Source organism: Fodinibius salinus, assembly GCF_008124865.1.
Lineage (GTDB): Bacteria > Bacteroidota > Rhodothermia > Balneolales > Balneolaceae > Fodinibius > Fodinibius salinus.
The window spans coordinates 653742-671056 of record NZ_VNHY01000002.1; the positions used below are offsets into that span (position 1 = coordinate 653742).

15 protein-coding genes are annotated in these 17315 nt (G+C 44.2%); 10 read left to right on the forward strand and 5 right to left on the reverse strand.

Going from position 1 to position 17315, the window contains the following annotated elements:
• Positions 1-152: 152 nt before the first annotated feature.
• The 3 genes from LX73_RS07770 to LX73_RS07780 all read left to right on the forward strand — a co-directional run bounded on the left by LX73_RS07770 (position 153) and on the right by LX73_RS07780 (position 4705).
• The gene (locus tag LX73_RS07770) at positions 153-2015 is read left to right on the forward strand and encodes a M61 family metallopeptidase (protein WP_148898913.1); all 1863 of its coding nucleotides are present in this window, start codon (positions 153-155) and stop codon (positions 2013-2015) included.
• Positions 2016-2082: 67 nt separating this feature from the next.
• Positions 2083-2949, forward strand: a complete 867-nt coding sequence (locus LX73_RS07775; RefSeq protein ID WP_148898914.1) for a DUF72 domain-containing protein — start codon at positions 2083-2085, stop codon at positions 2947-2949.
• Between the two features lie 139 nt (positions 2950-3088).
• Complete coding sequence (locus LX73_RS07780; protein WP_148898915.1) at positions 3089-4705, forward strand: peptide chain release factor 3; 1617 nt, start codon at positions 3089-3091, stop codon at positions 4703-4705.
• Positions 4706-4926: 221 nt separating this feature from the next.
• On the opposite strand, the gene LX73_RS07785 is transcribed toward LX73_RS07780, so the two are convergent.
• On the reverse strand, positions 4927-5700 hold the full coding sequence (locus tag LX73_RS07785) for a metallopeptidase domain-containing protein (RefSeq protein WP_148898916.1): 774 nt from the start codon (positions 5698-5700) through the stop codon (positions 4927-4929).
• A 295-nt stretch (positions 5701-5995) separates the two neighbouring features.
• Here LX73_RS07785 and lpdA point away from each other — a divergent pair, with 295 nt between their 5' ends.
• The 7 genes from lpdA (at position 5996) to LX73_RS07820 (ending at position 12326) form a co-directional block, all read left to right on the forward strand.
• Complete coding sequence (gene lpdA / locus LX73_RS07790; protein ID WP_148898917.1) at positions 5996-7402, forward strand: dihydrolipoyl dehydrogenase; 1407 nt, start codon at positions 5996-5998, stop codon at positions 7400-7402.
• A 143-nt stretch (positions 7403-7545) separates the two neighbouring features.
• Positions 7546-8310, forward strand: a complete 765-nt coding sequence (gene lipB, locus LX73_RS07795; RefSeq protein ID WP_148898918.1) for a lipoyl(octanoyl) transferase LipB — start codon at positions 7546-7548, stop codon at positions 8308-8310.
• Positions 8311-8327: 17 nt separating this feature from the next.
• The gene (gene lipA, locus LX73_RS07800; RefSeq protein WP_148898919.1) at positions 8328-9206 is read left to right on the forward strand and encodes a lipoyl synthase; all 879 of its coding nucleotides are present in this window, start codon (positions 8328-8330) and stop codon (positions 9204-9206) included.
• A 90-nt stretch (positions 9207-9296) separates the two neighbouring features.
• Positions 9297-9998 (forward strand): glycerol-3-phosphate 1-O-acyltransferase PlsY, encoded by a 702-nt coding sequence (gene plsY / locus LX73_RS07805; protein ID WP_148898920.1) that lies wholly within the window; start codon positions 9297-9299, stop codon positions 9996-9998.
• Between the two features lie 6 nt (positions 9999-10004).
• Entirely contained in the window at positions 10005-11015 is a 1011-nt protein-coding gene (locus LX73_RS07810; protein WP_148898921.1) for an NAD(P)H-dependent glycerol-3-phosphate dehydrogenase, read from the forward strand.
• A 143-nt stretch (positions 11016-11158) separates the two neighbouring features.
• On the forward strand, positions 11159-11827 hold the full coding sequence (locus tag LX73_RS07815) for an AlbA family DNA-binding domain-containing protein (RefSeq protein ID WP_148898922.1): 669 nt from the start codon (positions 11159-11161) through the stop codon (positions 11825-11827).
• Between the two features lie 37 nt (positions 11828-11864).
• Entirely contained in the window at positions 11865-12326 is a 462-nt protein-coding gene (locus LX73_RS07820) for a HesB/IscA family protein (RefSeq protein WP_148898923.1), read from the forward strand.
• A gap of 39 nt (positions 12327-12365) precedes the next feature.
• Here LX73_RS07820 and LX73_RS07825 read toward each other — a convergent pair whose 3' ends face one another.
• From LX73_RS07825 to LX73_RS07840, 4 genes are all read right to left on the reverse strand, one after another.
• Positions 12366-13505: a DmpA family aminopeptidase gene (locus LX73_RS07825; protein WP_148898924.1), complete on the reverse strand. Its 1140-nt coding sequence runs from the start codon at positions 13503-13505 to the stop codon at positions 12366-12368.
• Positions 13506-13710: 205 nt separating this feature from the next.
• Positions 13711-14970 (reverse strand): NAD(P)/FAD-dependent oxidoreductase, encoded by a 1260-nt coding sequence (locus LX73_RS07830; RefSeq protein ID WP_148898925.1) that lies wholly within the window; start codon positions 14968-14970, stop codon positions 13711-13713.
• 19 nt (positions 14971-14989) lie between these two features.
• Positions 14990-15892, reverse strand: a complete 903-nt coding sequence (hslO, locus tag LX73_RS07835; protein ID WP_148898926.1) for an Hsp33 family molecular chaperone HslO — start codon at positions 15890-15892, stop codon at positions 14990-14992.
• Positions 15893-15943: 51 nt separating this feature from the next.
• Complete coding sequence (locus LX73_RS07840; RefSeq protein WP_170245626.1) at positions 15944-17116, reverse strand: Glu/Leu/Phe/Val dehydrogenase dimerization domain-containing protein; 1173 nt, start codon at positions 17114-17116, stop codon at positions 15944-15946.
• Positions 17117-17315: the final 199 nt, after the last annotated feature.

Consider the following 17315-nt stretch of genomic DNA (forward strand, 5'->3'; position numbering starts at 1 on the left):
ATTAAACGCTTTGAACTTATTAAGATTTGCTATAAAAAATTTTCTTATGGAAATAGTGATTGTGGAAAACGGAAGATTCAGTTGGATAGTTATTGCATTTAGCTTTCAAGGGTATTCTGCATTAAGTTTGACCAATTAGTACATATATAGATATGAGAGAGATATTACTAGTTACATTTATTTTCAGTTTGGGAATTGCAGGCTGTAAATCCGGTACAGATTCTAGCCCTTCGGTGCAGTATGATGTTCGTTTTTCAAATGCAGAGCACAACGAAGCTGACATCACGTTAACGGCGAAGAATCTGTTACCCGGTCCTGTAACGGTATCAATGAGCAGAACATCACCAGGCCGTTATGCCCTACACGAGTTTGCCAAGAATGTATATGAGGTGACGGCTGTAAACAGCACTGGTGACACTCTCGAAATTGACCGTCCGGACTTGCATAACTGGACGGTAAAAGGGCACGACGGAACCGTCAAGTTTAACTATACGCTTTACGGCCGCCATGCCGACGGCACTTATTCGGGCATCAACGAAGAGCATGCGCACTTAAATATGCCGGCGACTTTTGCGTGGATTCGCGGACTCTCTTCAACACCGGTAACGGTTAACTTTTATCCGCCCCAAAATAGCAGCTGGGACGTAGCTACGCAGCTGCAAAAGACCGACGATCCATATACTTTTAAAGCACCTGATTACTACTACTTTCTGGATAGCCCCACGGAGCTCAGTAATTTTGATACAGCATCTTGGGAGGCCTCTGCCGATACGAGTGGACAAACTATTCAGATGGCTGTACATCATAATGGTACACAGCAACAGGTGAATGAATATGCGGATATGGCCCAAAAAGTTGTGGCCGAACAGGTTGCAGTTTATGGCATGCCCGTTGATTTTGACTTTGATCAATATACATTTATTGTAGATTATCTGCCGTATGTACATAGTGATGGCATGGAACATCGCAACTCTACAATATTGACTAGCCAAACGGCACTCAAGGGTGATGGCGCGCTACAAAATTTGTATACGCTCTCCCATGAATTTTTTCACAGTTGGAATGTAGAACGAATGCGCCCGAAGTCGCTAGAGCCATTCAATTTTATGGAGGCTAATGTCTCCGGGGCGCTTTGGTTTGCTGAAGGATTTACCAGTTATTACGATGATTTGACCATCCGTCGGGCTGGAATCATATCCAACGAAAAATATGCGGCCGATTGGGCGGGCACGCTCAATTATGTGTTGAACTCGGTCGGTAATCAGTATTATAGTCCTATCGAAATGAGCCAGCAGGCACCTTTTGTGGACGCAGCTACTTCTGTAGATGCACAAAATAAATCCAATACCTTTATTTCGTATTATTCGTGGGGTGCTACTATTGGTCTCGGGCTTGATTTAACCCTGCGATCTACCTTCGAGGATGTATCCCTTGATGATTATATGCGTGCTGTTTGGAAGAAGTACGGTATCACCGAAAAACCCTATACTATTGATGATTTGCAGCAAACACTGGCTGAAGTAACAGACAGTACCCAATTTGCTGAAACCTTTTTTGACAAACATATCCGAAGTGGTAAGCAGGTGAACTTAAAGCCGTTGTTGGCAAATGCCGGATTTGTACTGCAGAAAGCGCATGCTAACCAATCGGTAATCAGTTTGGGAGGTGCAAAGATTAGTTATGAGGATGGCAAAGCGACTATATCTGAAAATACCCAGGTTGGTAGTCCACTGTACAGTGCTGGTCTGGATGTTGGAGATGAAATACAGTCAATAGATGGGCAGGCCATTGATAACGCTCGCGATATGCAGCAGTTGTTAGCAGCACATGATCCCGGTAGTGAGCTTTCAATTACCTATACATCGCTCGGCGAATCGTATGAGTCAATGGTTACGTTAGTAGAAAATCCTCAGCTTCAAGTTGTACCCTTTGAACAGGTTGATAAAACTGTAACGGACAGTATTAATCAGTTCCGGGAAGACTGGCTGGGAAGCAAAGCTACAGCATCCCAATAGCACCACACTTGAACGATTAGTCACCTTTACCAATTGCTTATAAGCAAAAGGAAATTATAATTCGAGCATGCCTATTCGAAAATATCATATTGGCTGTACCGGGTGGAGTCTTAAAGAGTGGGTTGGTAATTTTTTTACTGATGATGCGAAGCAGAGGGAATTTCTAAAACAGTATGCTTCGGTCTTTAATTCTGTGGAAGGTAATACTACGTTCTATAACATTCCTGCACAAAGGACAGTGCAAAAATGGGGCAAAGCAACGCCGGATGAGTTTAAGTTTTGTTTCAAATTTCACCGTTCTATTACCCACGAAAAGCAGCTGAAAAATGTAGAAAGTGACATTTTGGAATTTTTGGAGGTCTTTGATCCTATTGCTGACCGCCTCGGGCCTTTTATGATTCAGCTGCCGCCGCAATTTTCTCCCGAATCTTTTTCACGATTAGAGACGATGGTGGGGGTGCTGCCCAGCTCGTACAGCTATGCGGTAGAGGTTCGCCATCCCGATTTCTATAACCAGGGGCGAGAAGAGCATCGCCTTAACCGCCTGTTGCGTAGTTATAACATTGATCGCGTGGTTTTTGATACGCGCAAACTACATGCTATGAAGCCCACCGATCCTTCGGTGCAGAAAGCCCAAAAGAAAAAGCCCAATTCGCCGGTACGATTTAATAATACGGGTTCGCGTCCTATGGTTCGTTTTGTGGGGGGCAACGACCCGGTAGCGAATGAGTCGTATTTAAAAGAATGGGCTATTGTCGTGGCCGACTGGATTAAAGAGGGACTGCATCCGTATTTTTTTCCGCATTCACCGGATAGGGTCAGTCAGCCTAAAATAGCCCGCACCTTTCATCGAATGCTGACTGAACTTGTTGATTTGGAGCCGATGCCGGCATGGCCTATTGACCGGCAGGATAAGCAAATAGATTTGTTTTGATATAGAATGCAGGTTACACGGATCTTCAAATAGCCTTTCTGTTTAAATCTCTTAATCTATCTCCTATATCAGAGGTGAAATAACATCCGAATTTCCTTATCTTTACAGGCTTTTGAATACCCAACTTTGAAATCTCTTCATGTCTAAGACCGATACCAAAACGAAACAGCAGCAAGAAATTATAGAAGAGGCTAAGCGTCGACGCACTTTTGCTATTATTTCTCATCCTGATGCCGGTAAGACGACCCTCACTGAAAAATTGCTGCTTTACGGTGGAGCTATCCACGAGGCAGGCTCCATTCGTCAGCGTAAGGCTAATCGCTATGCCGCTTCCGACTGGATGGCCATTGAAAAAGATCGCGGTATTTCGGTGACGTCGTCGGTACTTCGTTTTGAGAAAGATGACATCAAGTTTAACCTGTTGGATACGCCGGGGCACAAAGATTTTTCTGAAGATACCCTTCGTACACTGGTTGCTGCCGATACGGCACTTATGGTGATTGATGTTGCCAAAGGTGTTGAGGAGCAGACCGAAAAACTCTTTGAAGTGTGTAAGATGAGGGAGATTCCCATCATCACTTTTGTGAATAAGTGTGATCGACCGGGACTGGAACCGCTCGAGGTTATCAGTAATATCGAGAATCAGCTGGGTATTGAAGCAGTGCCGGCCTCATGGCCGTTGGGCTACGGCAGGGATTTCCAGGGCATTTACGATTTGATTGGTAAAGAATTGCATCTGCAGAAAAAAGAAGAGCACGGGGCCAAAAAAGCCGAAACAGAAGTCTATGATCTGGAAGAAGGTATTGAGGCATCGCACCTTTCTGATTATGACAAAGAGAAGTTCCGTGAGGAAGTGCTGCTAACTGAAGATATGATGGATATGATGGATGAAGAGGCCTTTTTGAACGGAAAGGCTACGCCTGTTTTCTTTGGTTCAGCGCTCAATAACTTTGGTTTGGATGTGTTTCTGGAGTACTTCTCAGAGTTGGCAAATCCGCCACAGCCCTATGCGGACGAAAACCAAGAAGACCGCGATCTTGATCGTGGATTTTCGGGCTTTGTTTTTAAGATGCAGGCCAATATGAATCCGGATCACCGTGATTGTGCAGCCTTTATCCGTATCACATCAGGTAAATTTGAGCGTAATATTGAAGTTACGGAAAGTAATACGGGGCAAAAGGTAAAAATGTCTACCCCACATACGTTAATGGGAGATGAGCGAAATATTCTCGAGGAAGCCTATCCCGGGGATGTAGTTTCTTTGTTTAACCCGGGATCGTTTCGTATTGGTACAACTATTTACAGTGATGATCCCGTAAAGTTTGATGTTATCCCGCTCTTTACGCCTGAGCACTTTATGAAGTGTTCTACTAAAGATCCCTTTAAGCGAAAGCAGTTGCGTGAGGGACTTAAGCAGCTGGCAGAAGAAGGAGTAGTTCATGTGTTTGAAGTCCCCAATGGCGTAGGAAACGAGTTGCTACTGGGAACGGTGGGTGCACTGCAGTTTGATGTGGTAGAGCATCGGATGAAAACCGAGTACAATACTGAGCTGCACATGAATTCGGTGTCGTACCATGCGGCGCGCTGGTTAAGTGATGATCCAGATGTAATGGACAAGCTAAAAAGTAGCTATTCTACACATGTTACTAAGGATATGGAAGGTCATCCTATTGTACTGTTCGACAGTGGCTATGCACTCAATCAGGCTGAAGACAAAGTAGGCGCCGAAAATCTATTTAAGTTCAAGCAAAGTTAGCAGAAGGCAAATGACAGAAAGTAGCAAGCCCACTGTTGCTATTTTCTGATTACAATTCTTACGGGGTTTTGCAAAACGTTGTCTCATTGCGAATGGAGTGAATGAAATGAGCGAAATGTGGCAATCGCCACTATATTGGGGGTCGCCACGCCCCCAAAATCGTGGGGCTCGTGATGACAATTGCAGATTGTGTGGTTTTGCAAAGGATTCTCTTACTAAAACTATTTTCCGCCATTCGCCTGTAGGTCGTTGATACATAAATCATCAAGAGGGGGAACACTGCCGCTAAAGTTGGAAAAGAAATCGGTAGTGCGAACCGAAGGTTTCATGAGGCAGCCGTCGGTTGTACAGTGGGCACTTCCGCTCGTTTTATGATCCGTTTGCATAGGACTGCCATTATCAACCAGACCCATATTATGGGCAAATTCGTGGCGAAATACGGTACTTTCAATTTTTTCTTCGCTGGGAGCTGCCGGTGGAGTACCACTGATATCTTCTATGGTTTTTCCAAAGAAAGCTACAGAGGTATTCCAGTATGCAATACCCAACACGTTGGACTGGCTGTACTCACCATCAAGAACCAAGAAGTAAACGTGTAGGGTGTTTCCATCGGTGCTGGTAAATTGATCACGATATTGATCTTCGAGATTTCGAACATCCGATGAAGTATAGGAGCTTTGCCCCGCAGAAGGTACCTCAGTAGGAGTGCTGAATGTGACGGTTTGTTTATGTAGTCGTTCTTCTAAAAAGGTTTTGGCGCTGTTTAGTCCGTCTGTGGTGGGTTTATGGCCCGGCATATAATCAATTTCTACCTCTAATGAGGTGTATTGATCCCCGTTAAGAAATAACTCTGCAGATTGCCCGGGTCCTTTCTTGCTGTCAAGTTGAGTTTGGGATGTTTCATTAGATCCCGTTGAAGAGTCTGAGCAGCTTATGGTTACCACTACCAGTGAACAACAGACCAAAAATAAGGCTAATCGTTTAAATAAAGTCATAACAAATATTCTCATAATCCGGTAACGTTTATTCACATTTTGTGAATGTTCGTTGTAAACAGGATTAAGCTAAAAAAGTTTCGATGGGTCTGATTTCTTAATATGATTTAATATCATATATCTATGAGTTATTCTTAGATGAATTTTATAGGTTGACACCTTATATCTCTCGTCTTTATTCCTTAAATTAGAGGGCTTTTTAATTAGTGGATAGCTATCAAACATTTCAGAACTATTTTCTGATTGGTTATGTACTAATTGAACTATCCAAAATTCAACAAATCAAGATTTTCTCATGGCTAAAGAATTTGATGTCTGCGTAATAGGATCCGGCCCCGGTGGATATGTGGCTGCGATTCGTGCATCACAACTCGGTTTTGACACAGCAATTATTGAAAAACGTCACCTCGGCGGGGTATGCCTGAATATTGGTTGTATTCCTACAAAAGCACTGCTCCGATCAGCAGAAGTTTTTGAAAGCATTGACCATGCCGATGATTATGGAGTAAACGTGGAAGATTATTCCGCTGATTTTGGCGGTATGATAGATCGCAGTCGTAACGTGGCTAATAAAATGAGCAAGGGCGTTCAGTTTCTCATGAAGGCCAATAAGATTGATGTCTTTGAAGGTAAAGGGGTCTTTGAATCCAAAGATCAAGTCAATGTTTTGAACGATGATGACGAAGTTGAGGAAGATATTACCGCTGACAACTTTATCATTGCTACCGGCGCGCATCCGCGTGAACTGCCCAATATTCCCATCGACGGTGAAATGGTTATTGATTCAGAACGTGCTATGCAGCTCGAAGAGAAGCCTGACAAAATGGTGGTTATGGGAGCCGGTGCTATTGGCGTCGAATTTGCGTATTTCTATAATACCATCGGCACTGATGTGACTATTGTTGAGCTTAAAGATTCGCTGGTGCCCGTTGAAGATAAAGAAATCGGGAAAGAGCTTGGCAAGATTTATAAGAAAAAAGGCATGGATATCCGCACGGGCAGCACTGTTGACAATATCGAAGAAGACGGTGATGGCGTGAAGGTTACCATCAAGACTGGCGACGATGAAGAAGTTGTAGAAGCTGATGTATTGCTTTCTGCCGTTGGTGTAGCGGGTAATGTAGAAGGTATCGGGCTGGATAAGATTGGTGTTGAATATGAAAATGGTGCCATCCAGGTTGACAAAGAAACGTATCAAACGAATGTAGAAGGTATATATGCTATCGGTGATGTAGCCGGTGGTCCTTGGCTGGCACACAAAGCATCGCATGAAGGTACGGTATGCGTAGAGAACTTAGCCGGTGAAGATCCTATGCCTATTAATTATAATAATATTCCTGGTTGTACCTACTGCGAACCACAAATTGCTTCGGTGGGCTATACCGAAGAGCAGGCTAAAGAGGAAGGGTACGATGTGAAAGTAGGCAAGTTCCCATTCTCTGCCAGTGGTAAAGCTACGGGACTCGGTCACGAAGAAGGATTTGTGAAGGTCGTCTTTGATGAAAAATATGGCGAATGGTTGGGATGCCACATGATTGGTTCTCACGTTACCGAATTGATTGCTGAAGCAGTAGTAGCTCGTGATCTTGAAACTACAGGACATGAAATTATCAGTGCCGTGCATCCGCACCCAACGATGTCAGAAGCCGTAATGGAAGCTGTTGCAGAAGCCTACGGCGAAGGTGTCCACTTGGGAAGCTAATAGCAGCACGATTTTTCTGAGAATTTGTGTTGGCATGTTAGCTGACGAACAGAAAATCCTAAATTAGGAATAAGGAATTAGGAAATGAGGAGAACAGTATGCCTCATTTCTAATTCTTAATCTTTTAATTCCTGATTGGTACTATGAATAAGGTAGAACTTTATGACCTCGGCCACGCCCCTTACCGTCCTGTTTGGGATTTACAGACGGCTATTCAGCAGCGGCTGGTAGATGAAAAAATGGCTCGTCGTAAAGAGCAAAAGTTGTACAAGCCCGGCGATGAAAGCAACGATGTACTGCTTTTTGTAGAGCATCCCCACGTTTATACACTGGGTAAGAGCGGTGATAAAGCAAATATGCTAAAGGGGATGGCTGAACTGGCAGATATCGACGCTGAATTTATCGAAATTGACCGAGGCGGTGATATTACCTACCACGGACCCGGACAGGTTGTGGGATATCCTATCTTTGATATGGATCGCCATTTTACTGACATCCACAAATATCTGCGTTATCTCGAAGAAGTCATCATCAAAACATGTGCTGAGTACGATATTGAAGCAGGCCGTATTGACGGATTGACCGGGGTTTGGGTAGGCGACAAAAAGATTTGTGCTATGGGCATTCGGTGCTCTCGCTGGGTTACCATGCACGGTTTTGCTTTTAACGTTAATGTCGATTTAAGCTATTTCAATCATATTGTTCCCTGTGGTATCTCTGATAAAGAAGTAACCAGCCTGCAGGATTTGTTGGGTCGCAAAGTGGACCCGACCGAAGTGAAAGCACATTTGGTTACACACTTTCAGGAAGTGTTTGAAATATCCATATCAGAGGTTGATTCACTGCCTGAACTGGACAATGAATTTTCGTATCTTGTGCAATCTGATATCCAAGCAGCACCTCATTAATTTTTTATTTTAGTGCTATGATTAAAGAACTGAATGTTGTTGATCGAAATGAAACCACCCAGCGCCGCCCCGAATGGCTGCGCGTAAAGTTACCATCCGGCGAAAAATTTAAGGAAGTGTCGGAGACCGTTCAGGAAAAGTCATTAAACACAGTGTGTTCCGAGGCGCGCTGCCCAAATATGGGAGAATGTTGGGGACGAGGTACTGCAACCTTCATGATTTTGGGTGATGTTTGTACGCGTTCCTGCTCATTTTGTGCCGTAAAAACCGGTCGGCCCATGCAGGGCCTGGATTGGGATGAGCCGCGCCGCGTGACAGAAGCAGCGGAGGAAATGGATCTTAAACATGTTGTATTGACTTCTGTAAATCGCGATGAACGTGATGACGGCGGAGCACCTATCTTTGCAGAAACACACCGCCAGCTGCGCGAAGCTATTGATGGTGTAACAATCGAATCCTTGATCCCCGACTTTCGCGGAGAGTGGGATGCCCTGCAGATTGTGATTGATACTCCGCCCGATGTATTGAGCCACAATTTGGAAACAGTGCCGGATCTTTATCGCACCATTCGTCCGCAAGCAAAATATGAGCGCTCGCTGGAATTGTTGCAGCGTGTAAAAGATCAGGGCATTAAATCCAAGACTGGTATTATGGTTGGGTTTGGCGAAAAACGCGAACAGGTCATCGAGCTGATGCAGGATTGTGTAGATCACGATGTAGATGTGTTGACCATCGGCCAGTATATGCAGCCTACAAAGATGCACCAGCCGGTTGAAGAGTGGGTGCATCCCGATCAATTTGCAGAATATAAAGAAATTGGAGAAGAGCTTGGGCTGAAACATGTTGAAAGTGGGCCGCTGGTTCGTTCATCTTACCACGCTGAAGAGCACGTGTAATTAGCTTCAAGAATTTTTAAAATTACCATCGAGATTTAGCTCTCATCTCTTATATTTTAGATGGTTAGCTTTTTCAATTAATCAACGTATATGCTAGCACTTGCTGTTGTTGTAGTGATAAGTTATTTGGTTGGATCCATCCCTTCATCTATTTGGGTAGGTAAGATTGTGAAGGGGGTGGATATCCGCAATCATGGCAGTGGCAATGCCGGTGCTACTAACACCTTTCGCCTGTTAGGTTGGCCATCAGGCGTAGCAGTATTGGCGATAGACTTTTTTAAAGGTTTTGCCAGCTCGTTGTGGATTAGTCAGCTGGCCTATCATATTGGATCCGGCCCCATTACCTTTTCTTTTTGGGATGTTGATCCTTTTCTAATGATTGTTTGTGGGGTGTTTGCTATTGTCGGACACATGTTTCCGCTTTATGCCAACTTCGACGGCGGCAAAGGCATGGCCACAGCTGCTGGTATGCTGTGTGGAATTGAGCCCGTTTCCGTAGGCATTGCAGCGGTAGTATTTGCTATTATTATGTTTTCAACCCGATATGTTTCCCTTGCTTCTCTCGTTACAGCCTTTGTGTATCCATTACTGTTGGTGATGTTGAAGCATGGTTTCGGTTGGAATCTTGATGGAAGCGTCCTTTTGCTGGGTGGAATTGTAGGTCTTGGAATCATTATAAAGCACCGTGGCAATATTAAGCGATTACTGAATGGAACTGAGAACAGGGTAAGTTCATTTGAGCCGGCCGTAGGGTGGCTTAATAAAGAAGAAAAACCGCAATCCGGTAACTAAAATATAGTGAAACAGATAACCATTGTTGGAGCAGGTAGTTTTGGAACCGCATTATCGGTAGTGCTGGCACGTGCGGGTAACAAGGTGCAATTATGGGCACGCGAGTCTGAAGTGGCCTACGGTATTAACAAACGCCATCGCAATCCATCCTATATTTCGGATGTAACCCTGCCGGATTCGGTGGCGAGTTCTACAGATCCCGAAGAATGTTTTGATGATCCCGAGATGGTCGTATTTGCTACGCCTTCGCACACCATGCGTGATGTGGCTACCAACATTAAACCATATCTTAATGGTGATGAAATTGTGGTAAGCGTAGCAAAGGGCATCGAAAAGGATACGTTTATGACGATGTCACAAGTGCTGAGTGAAGTGCTTGAAGACAAAATTATTGATGATCACATCGGAGTTATATCGGGCCCAAGCCATGCTGAAGAGGTCAGTAAGTTTAAGCCCACCACAGTTGTAGCCAGCTCCTATTCAAAACGTACCGCCGAGAATATTCAGGAGACATTTTTGACGCCTATGTTCCGTGTCTATCTGAATTATGATATTATTGGTGTAGAGATAGGAGCATCGGTAAAAAATATCATGGCTATTGCCGCTGGTATTGTGGATGGTGCTAATCTTGGTGACAATGCGACCGCAGCACTTATTACACGCGGATTACATGAGATGAAGCGGCTGGGAATGAAGCTGGGTGCTTCGCAGGATACCTTTTCAGGCTTGTCCGGTATGGGCGATTTGGTAGTAACCTGTACCAGTGAACACAGCCGAAACCGATTTGTAGGTTACAATATTGGTCAGGGCAAGAGTTTAGATGAAGTCATCTCGACCATGAATATGGTAGCCGAGGGCGTAAAAACAACAAAGTCAGTTTTGGAATGGAGCCGCAAACTAGATGTGGAAATGCCTATTACGGCGGCGGTACATCGGGTGTTATTTGAACAGGAAGATCCCAAAGATATGCTGTATGATCTGATGACTCGGAACCCTAAAGAAGAGATTGTGATATAGAGTGTTAACTTTGTGATTCGATGAGATCCTGAAATGAAGTCAGTACATGCTATAGGATCTTATAAGTTGTGTTCGGTTTGTTCATTATTACTTAATATTTTGTGATTACCTTCGTTAGCGAGTGAACCAAAGACGAAGTACCTATGAATCCTGACAATCGAAGTACCGCTTCGCTTTCCCAAATGGACTATCTGGATGTTAAGAATCTGGCCCAGACAGGAGAAGGTACCTATCTCGAATTCAAGCGGACTATTCCATCCGCATATAAAATAGCGCGCGAAATTGCCGCTTTTGCGAATACCAATGGAGGTACACTGCTTATTGGAGTGGATGATGACCAGTCGCTGGTAGGAGTGCTGGGCTATCAGGAAGAAGAATTTTTGCTGAAAAAGGCTGCCCAGGAGCTTTGTGAACCTACCGTTGACATTGTGATTGAAATCGTTCACTTTGGCGAACGGGATTTGCTGGTAATTAAAGTACCCGAAGTTTCGAATAAGCCGGTGTTTGTGGAAGGCGAAGATGAAGATACCGTATTTATGCGCGAGGAGGATCGGAATAAAGTAGCCAGTAAAGAACTTATTAAAATTATTGAGAAGCGAAATTCTGATGAAGGGATAACTTTTGAGTACGGTCCCGACGAACAGAAACTGTTTCGTTATCTGAATGAGTACGGCGAAATTACTGTTGATAAATTTGCGCAACTGGTGGATGTGCCCAGAGCCAAAGCTTCAGGTACACTCGTGAATCTCGTTAGTGCTGACATCCTAAACCTGTTTCGCAAAGACAATGTTGATTACTTTACGTACTCATAAAAGTGTTGAAACCTAATTTTTAAAATGAACAACTGTTATGCCTTCTGAACAGGGAGAACAATTAGATGATGTAATAGCGGATCTCGTTGATGAAGATGATGATTCTACAGATCAAAACGGACAGTCTCCATTAGAAGAGATGCAGGCCCCTGATGATGTGGAATTTTCTGGCCCTCCGGTATCATTGACCGAGCGTGCAGCAGAACAGGTGCGTAGTATCCGTGAGGATGAGAACTTGGAAGATGATCTTAAGCTGCGTGTTGCCGTAGAAGGCGGCGGCTGTTCGGGATTAAGTTATAAGTTAGGTTTTGACCACAAATCGGATGATGATGAGGTGCTTGTGAGCAAAGGTATTGAAATTATCGTTGATCCGAAGCATATGATGTATCTGAAAGGCATTTCGATTAATTACCCCGATGGACTTGATGCCCGTGGCTTTACTTTTGACAACCCTAATGCTTCCGAAACCTGTGGTTGTGGAAGCTCCTTTGCTACTTAGTAATATGTAATTGATGTTTTTAGATTTGAAGGGGAGATATTATTGTGATCCTCGTCCATATTTCCCCATCAGTTTAAGTACGGAGTCAACCGGTAACTCATTGATCGTATGCCCGTTGCGTCCGCTCATCGTTTGGGCCTGGAACAGTGAGTTAATAATGGCTTCTTCCGTGGCTTCGTTTACAGCCATAAACAGAGGAGACAGAGCGTTGTTTTTAAGTATGGTTTTCTCCTGGGTACGATTAGCCGATTGGTGAGAAATACGATTTTCTTTGGCTGTAGAAAAGGCAATGATATAATCACCGCTTCCGTTCGAGGCAATACCGCCTGTTTTGGCCAGCCCCAGGACCGCTCGTTTTGCCAACCGCTCAAGGTTTCTTGCAGCTAATGGGGCGTCGGTAGCTACTATAATCATACAAGAGCCGTCCGGAGACTCATTAAGCCGATCGCTGAGATAATATTTATTGAGCTCCTTACCAATTGGGACCCCCGAAATTTGCAGAACGCCGCCAAAATTAGATTGTACCAGTACGCCAACAGTATAACCGCCCATGTCTGCAGGGAGCTTCCGTGAAGCGGTACCAATGCCACCCTTAAATCCAAAGGCGATAGTGCCGGTGCCTGCTCCTACGTTGCCTTGTTTAATGCTATCCGACTTCGCATTTTTAATGGCAGCTAATACATGCTCTTTGGATACATGCCGCCCGCGGATGTCATTAAGATAGCCATCGTTTGTTTCTCCAACTACAGGATTTACGGACCGGACATTACGGTTTTCTCTAAACTGAAAGGTGTAGTCAATGAGGGCATCGGCCGCAGTAGGGACGCTCAGCGTATTGGTTAAAATAATAGGAGTTTCCAGGTTACCAAGTTCTTCAATTTGTGTTGAGCCGGCCAGCTTTCCGAATCCGTTACCCACATATACTGCAGCCGGAACTTTCTGCTGAAAAATATTGCCGGGATGAGGGCGAATAGCCGTGACCCCCGTACGAATACTGTCGCCCTTTATAATAGTTCGATGACCAACTTTTACGCCTGCGACATCAGTGATGGCATTGAGGCTGTCCGTTTCCATGACACCTATTTCAATACCGTACTGACGAAGGTTCTGGTCTTGAGCGGTTGCCGAGATGGAGATAAGCAAGAAAGCAAAAAAACCCAGAAGTTGTAGGCGTCGCATGATACTCCCAACTATTAATTATGTATTGTTGCACCTAATATAATAGAGAGAAGCCAGTAATTCGATTCTCAGCTAATTAGCAGGTTCCAAGAATTGTCTGTAAAGCACATTATTGCCTAAATAGAATTATAAAACCATATAAATTAGCTCGACTGGGGATATCTGTTTCTATCAAAAATAGCAGCCTTTATTATTACATTGATGGCTAGTCATTATTGGTAAACCGATCAGTAATGAGTCGCACGCCACGCTTAAAGGTGAAGTAGTGCCACATCCATTCAACAAATACACGGAAGCGGCTTCTAAAACCAATAAGGAAAAAGATGTGTACTACCGACCACAGTATCCAGGCAAAAAATCCGCTGAACTTAAAGCCGCGAATATCGGCCACTGCTTTCGCACGACCTATGGTTGCCATCGTTCCCTTGTCGGCATAGCGGAAGGGTGTTCGTTCGTTACCGGCAATCTCTTTTTTAATAAGCTTTCCGATATATTTGCCCTGCTGCATCGCAACAGGCGCCAGGGCAGGCAGCGGATTACCGTCGTCATCTTTTTTATGAGCTGCATCACCGATTACAAAAATATGATCATCATCTGGGATAGAAAGATCGTCCGTGACTTTAACCCGGCCCGTCCGGTCCTGTTCAGTATCCAGTGTAGATAAGAGCGGAGAAGCAGCAACGCCGGCGGCCCAGATGATATTGGGAGTTTCAATAGTTCCTTCAGAAAAAGTCACATTATTATTACTAATATCGGTAACCGGCGTATCAGTGAGTACGCGTACGCCCATATCTTCGAGCGTCTGTTGCGCCTTTTGGGCAAGAGATTCTGGGTAGCCGTTAAGAATTCGAGGCGCAGCCTCAACCAGGAAGATGCGTGTTTCATTTTTGCTAAAAGTGCTATAGTCGCGCATCATGTTGCGCTTGGCAATTTCGCCTATAGCCCCAGCCATCTCTACACCCGTAGGTCCGCCGCCGATAATAACGTAGGTTAGGTAAGGTTCGCGGAGCTTGGGGTCTTCGAGCTGTTCGGCCTTTTCAAGGGAAAATAAGATCTGTTCTCGTACCTGCAGAGCATCGCCAATAGATTTTAAGCCGGGTGCGTGATTTTCCCATTCATCATTGCCAAAATAGTTGTATTGGGCTCCCGGAGCAGCTATCAAGTAATCGAAGTCCACCGTCTTGCCGTCTTCAAGTTCAACATGTTGTGCTTCTTTGTTGATGCTGACGACATTGCCAAGCAGCACTTTCATACCTTTATGTTCTCCAAGAACGGCACGAATGGGAACGGCAATATCACCCGGAGAGAGGGCTGCTGTTGCTACCTGGTACAGCAGTGGCTGAAAGAGATGATGGTTATTTTTATCGATGAGCGTGACATCTACCTCAGCCTTTTTTAGTTGTTTTGCCGCTGAAATACCGCCGAATCCGCCTCCAATGATGACTACATGATTGCGCTCACTCATAGTATGGGATGTACTGCGATCAGTTCATTTTGGCTTTTGTCTCAACTAACAGTTCTTCAATTTCGTCTTCTGTCACATTATACCGCTCATTACAGAAATGGCAAACAAGTTCTTGTCCCTCGTCACTAATTTCTTGAAGATCCTCAAAACCGAGCATAGACAATGCATGTATAAAGCGCTCTCGGGTGCATCGGCAAAAGAAATCAACAGGTTGGCGGTCCAGTTCTTTTACTTCAATGGGATTCATTGCCATTTCCATGATGTCATCAATATAATAACCGTTAGCAAGCAGGCTGTCGATAGATTCAAACTCCAGCATTTTCTCCTGGATTTGGTCTATAATGCCTTCCTGTGCTTCGGGCATTCGTTGAATGAGGAGGCCGCCGGCTTGGGTAACATTCCCCTGCTGGTCGATACCAACATCAAGTAATATGGCAGAAGGAATTTGCTCTGACTGCACCATATAGTAGGCCAGATCATCCGTAATATTTCCATTGACCAGTTCAATTGAACTGTGTTTTGGTTTGGCCTCGTTGTATAAAATCTTGCTGAATGTTAATACTCCCAGTCCCAGTCCGTCGCCAAGGCTTACATCTTTTGAATAATCGAGTTCTACTTCCGGGTTTTGCACATAGCCCCGTACTTCGCCTACGCAATTTGCTTCGGCTGTAAGGAGGCCTACCGGACCGTCGCCTTCGATGCGCATTTTAATACGTTCTTCCCCCTTCAGTTCAGAAGCCATAAGCATCGTACCAATCATACCCCGGCCAAGCAAAATAGTATTCAGCAGTGAAAGGTTATGTTTTTCCTTGGCCGTTTTAACGACATCCGTCATTTTAACAACGGATATTTTTAATCCCTCATTATTACTAATGCCCTTAATGAGACGATCTTTATTTTTAAATTGCTTTTTAGAAAACATAAAATGTACTGGGATTAATTGATGATGTAGGCAACATCCGACAGCATATTGTTATACGATGTTATTATATAAATCTCCCAAGTGACCGGAAAATTTGCTTTCGGATGTATATATCTGATTAATTTTGCCTGTATTTTTAATTCGTTCTTCAGCTAGAATATTAGAAGCTACATAAGTGGGTGTGTCATTTTCTTCAGAATAATTCAGAATATCTAAAATAGTATCGTAGATTTTAGAAGCTTGATCATGTGCACGCTGTTCATTGTAGCCTTCCAGCTCACTGGCCACGTTGATGAGTCCACCGGCATTGATTACATAGTCGGGTGCATATAAAATATTATGATCCAGCAGCATTTGTCCATGCTTTTCTTCCTCTTCGAGCACATTATTTGCTGCACCGGCAATAATATCGCACGTAAGCTCACTTATTGTCTCATCATTGATAACGCCGCCCAGCGCACAGGGGCTAAAAATGTCAACGTCCAGTCCGTAAATATCATCGGGATCTACAACTTCGGCTCCCACTTCCTCTGCAAGGCTTTTCACTTTGTCCTCGTAAATGTCACAGATAAATAGTTCAGCACCTTCTTCGCTCAAGAACTTTGCTAAACTTGAACTTACGTGACCCGCTCCCTGAATGGAAATGCGCTTACCTTCTAGAGAATCAGATCCATAGGCTTTTTTAGCGCATGCTTTCATTCCCTGATATACCCCATAGGCCGTAACAGGAGAGGGATCGCCGCTTCCCCCAATGGTTTTTGGTAGTCCCGTAACATAATTGGTTTCCATCCGAACCCACTCCATATTTTGCACGTCAATACCTACATCTTCGGCAGTAATGTATCGCCCGCCGAGCCCGTCAACATATCGACCAAAGGCGCGGAAGAGTGCTTCGCTTTTTTCTTCCCGCGAATCGCCGATAATGACAGCTTTTCCTCCGCCCAGGTTCAGCCCCGAAATAGCAGCTTTGTACGTCATGCCGCGGGAGAGGCGAAGGACATCGCGAATTGCTTCTTGCTCATTGTTATAGGGCCACATGCGAACACCGCCAAGCGCTGGCCCCAGCGTGGTATCGTGGACGGCAATAATAGCTTTTAATCCCAGATCGGGTTCCGAGCAGATAACAAGCTGCTCGTGATCATAAGACTGAAGTTTTTTAAAAAGAGGAAAGTTTTCCATTACATCATTACTTGTTTCTTTATCTATTGTCGTAGATGGTTCCATTATAATGGGATTAAATCATTAACACTTTCATTAGAAAAGGATCTCACACGGTGATTGATTAGCAAAAAATCCAATATGTGAGAGCCAAAATTTATGTTAAGCATATGTATTATTGGATTCAGCAGTAAATGCGGCTAAAATCAAGTATCCGAAGATACAAAAAAAAGCCTGCATGTGATAGTGGTTTCAAGGTATTTAA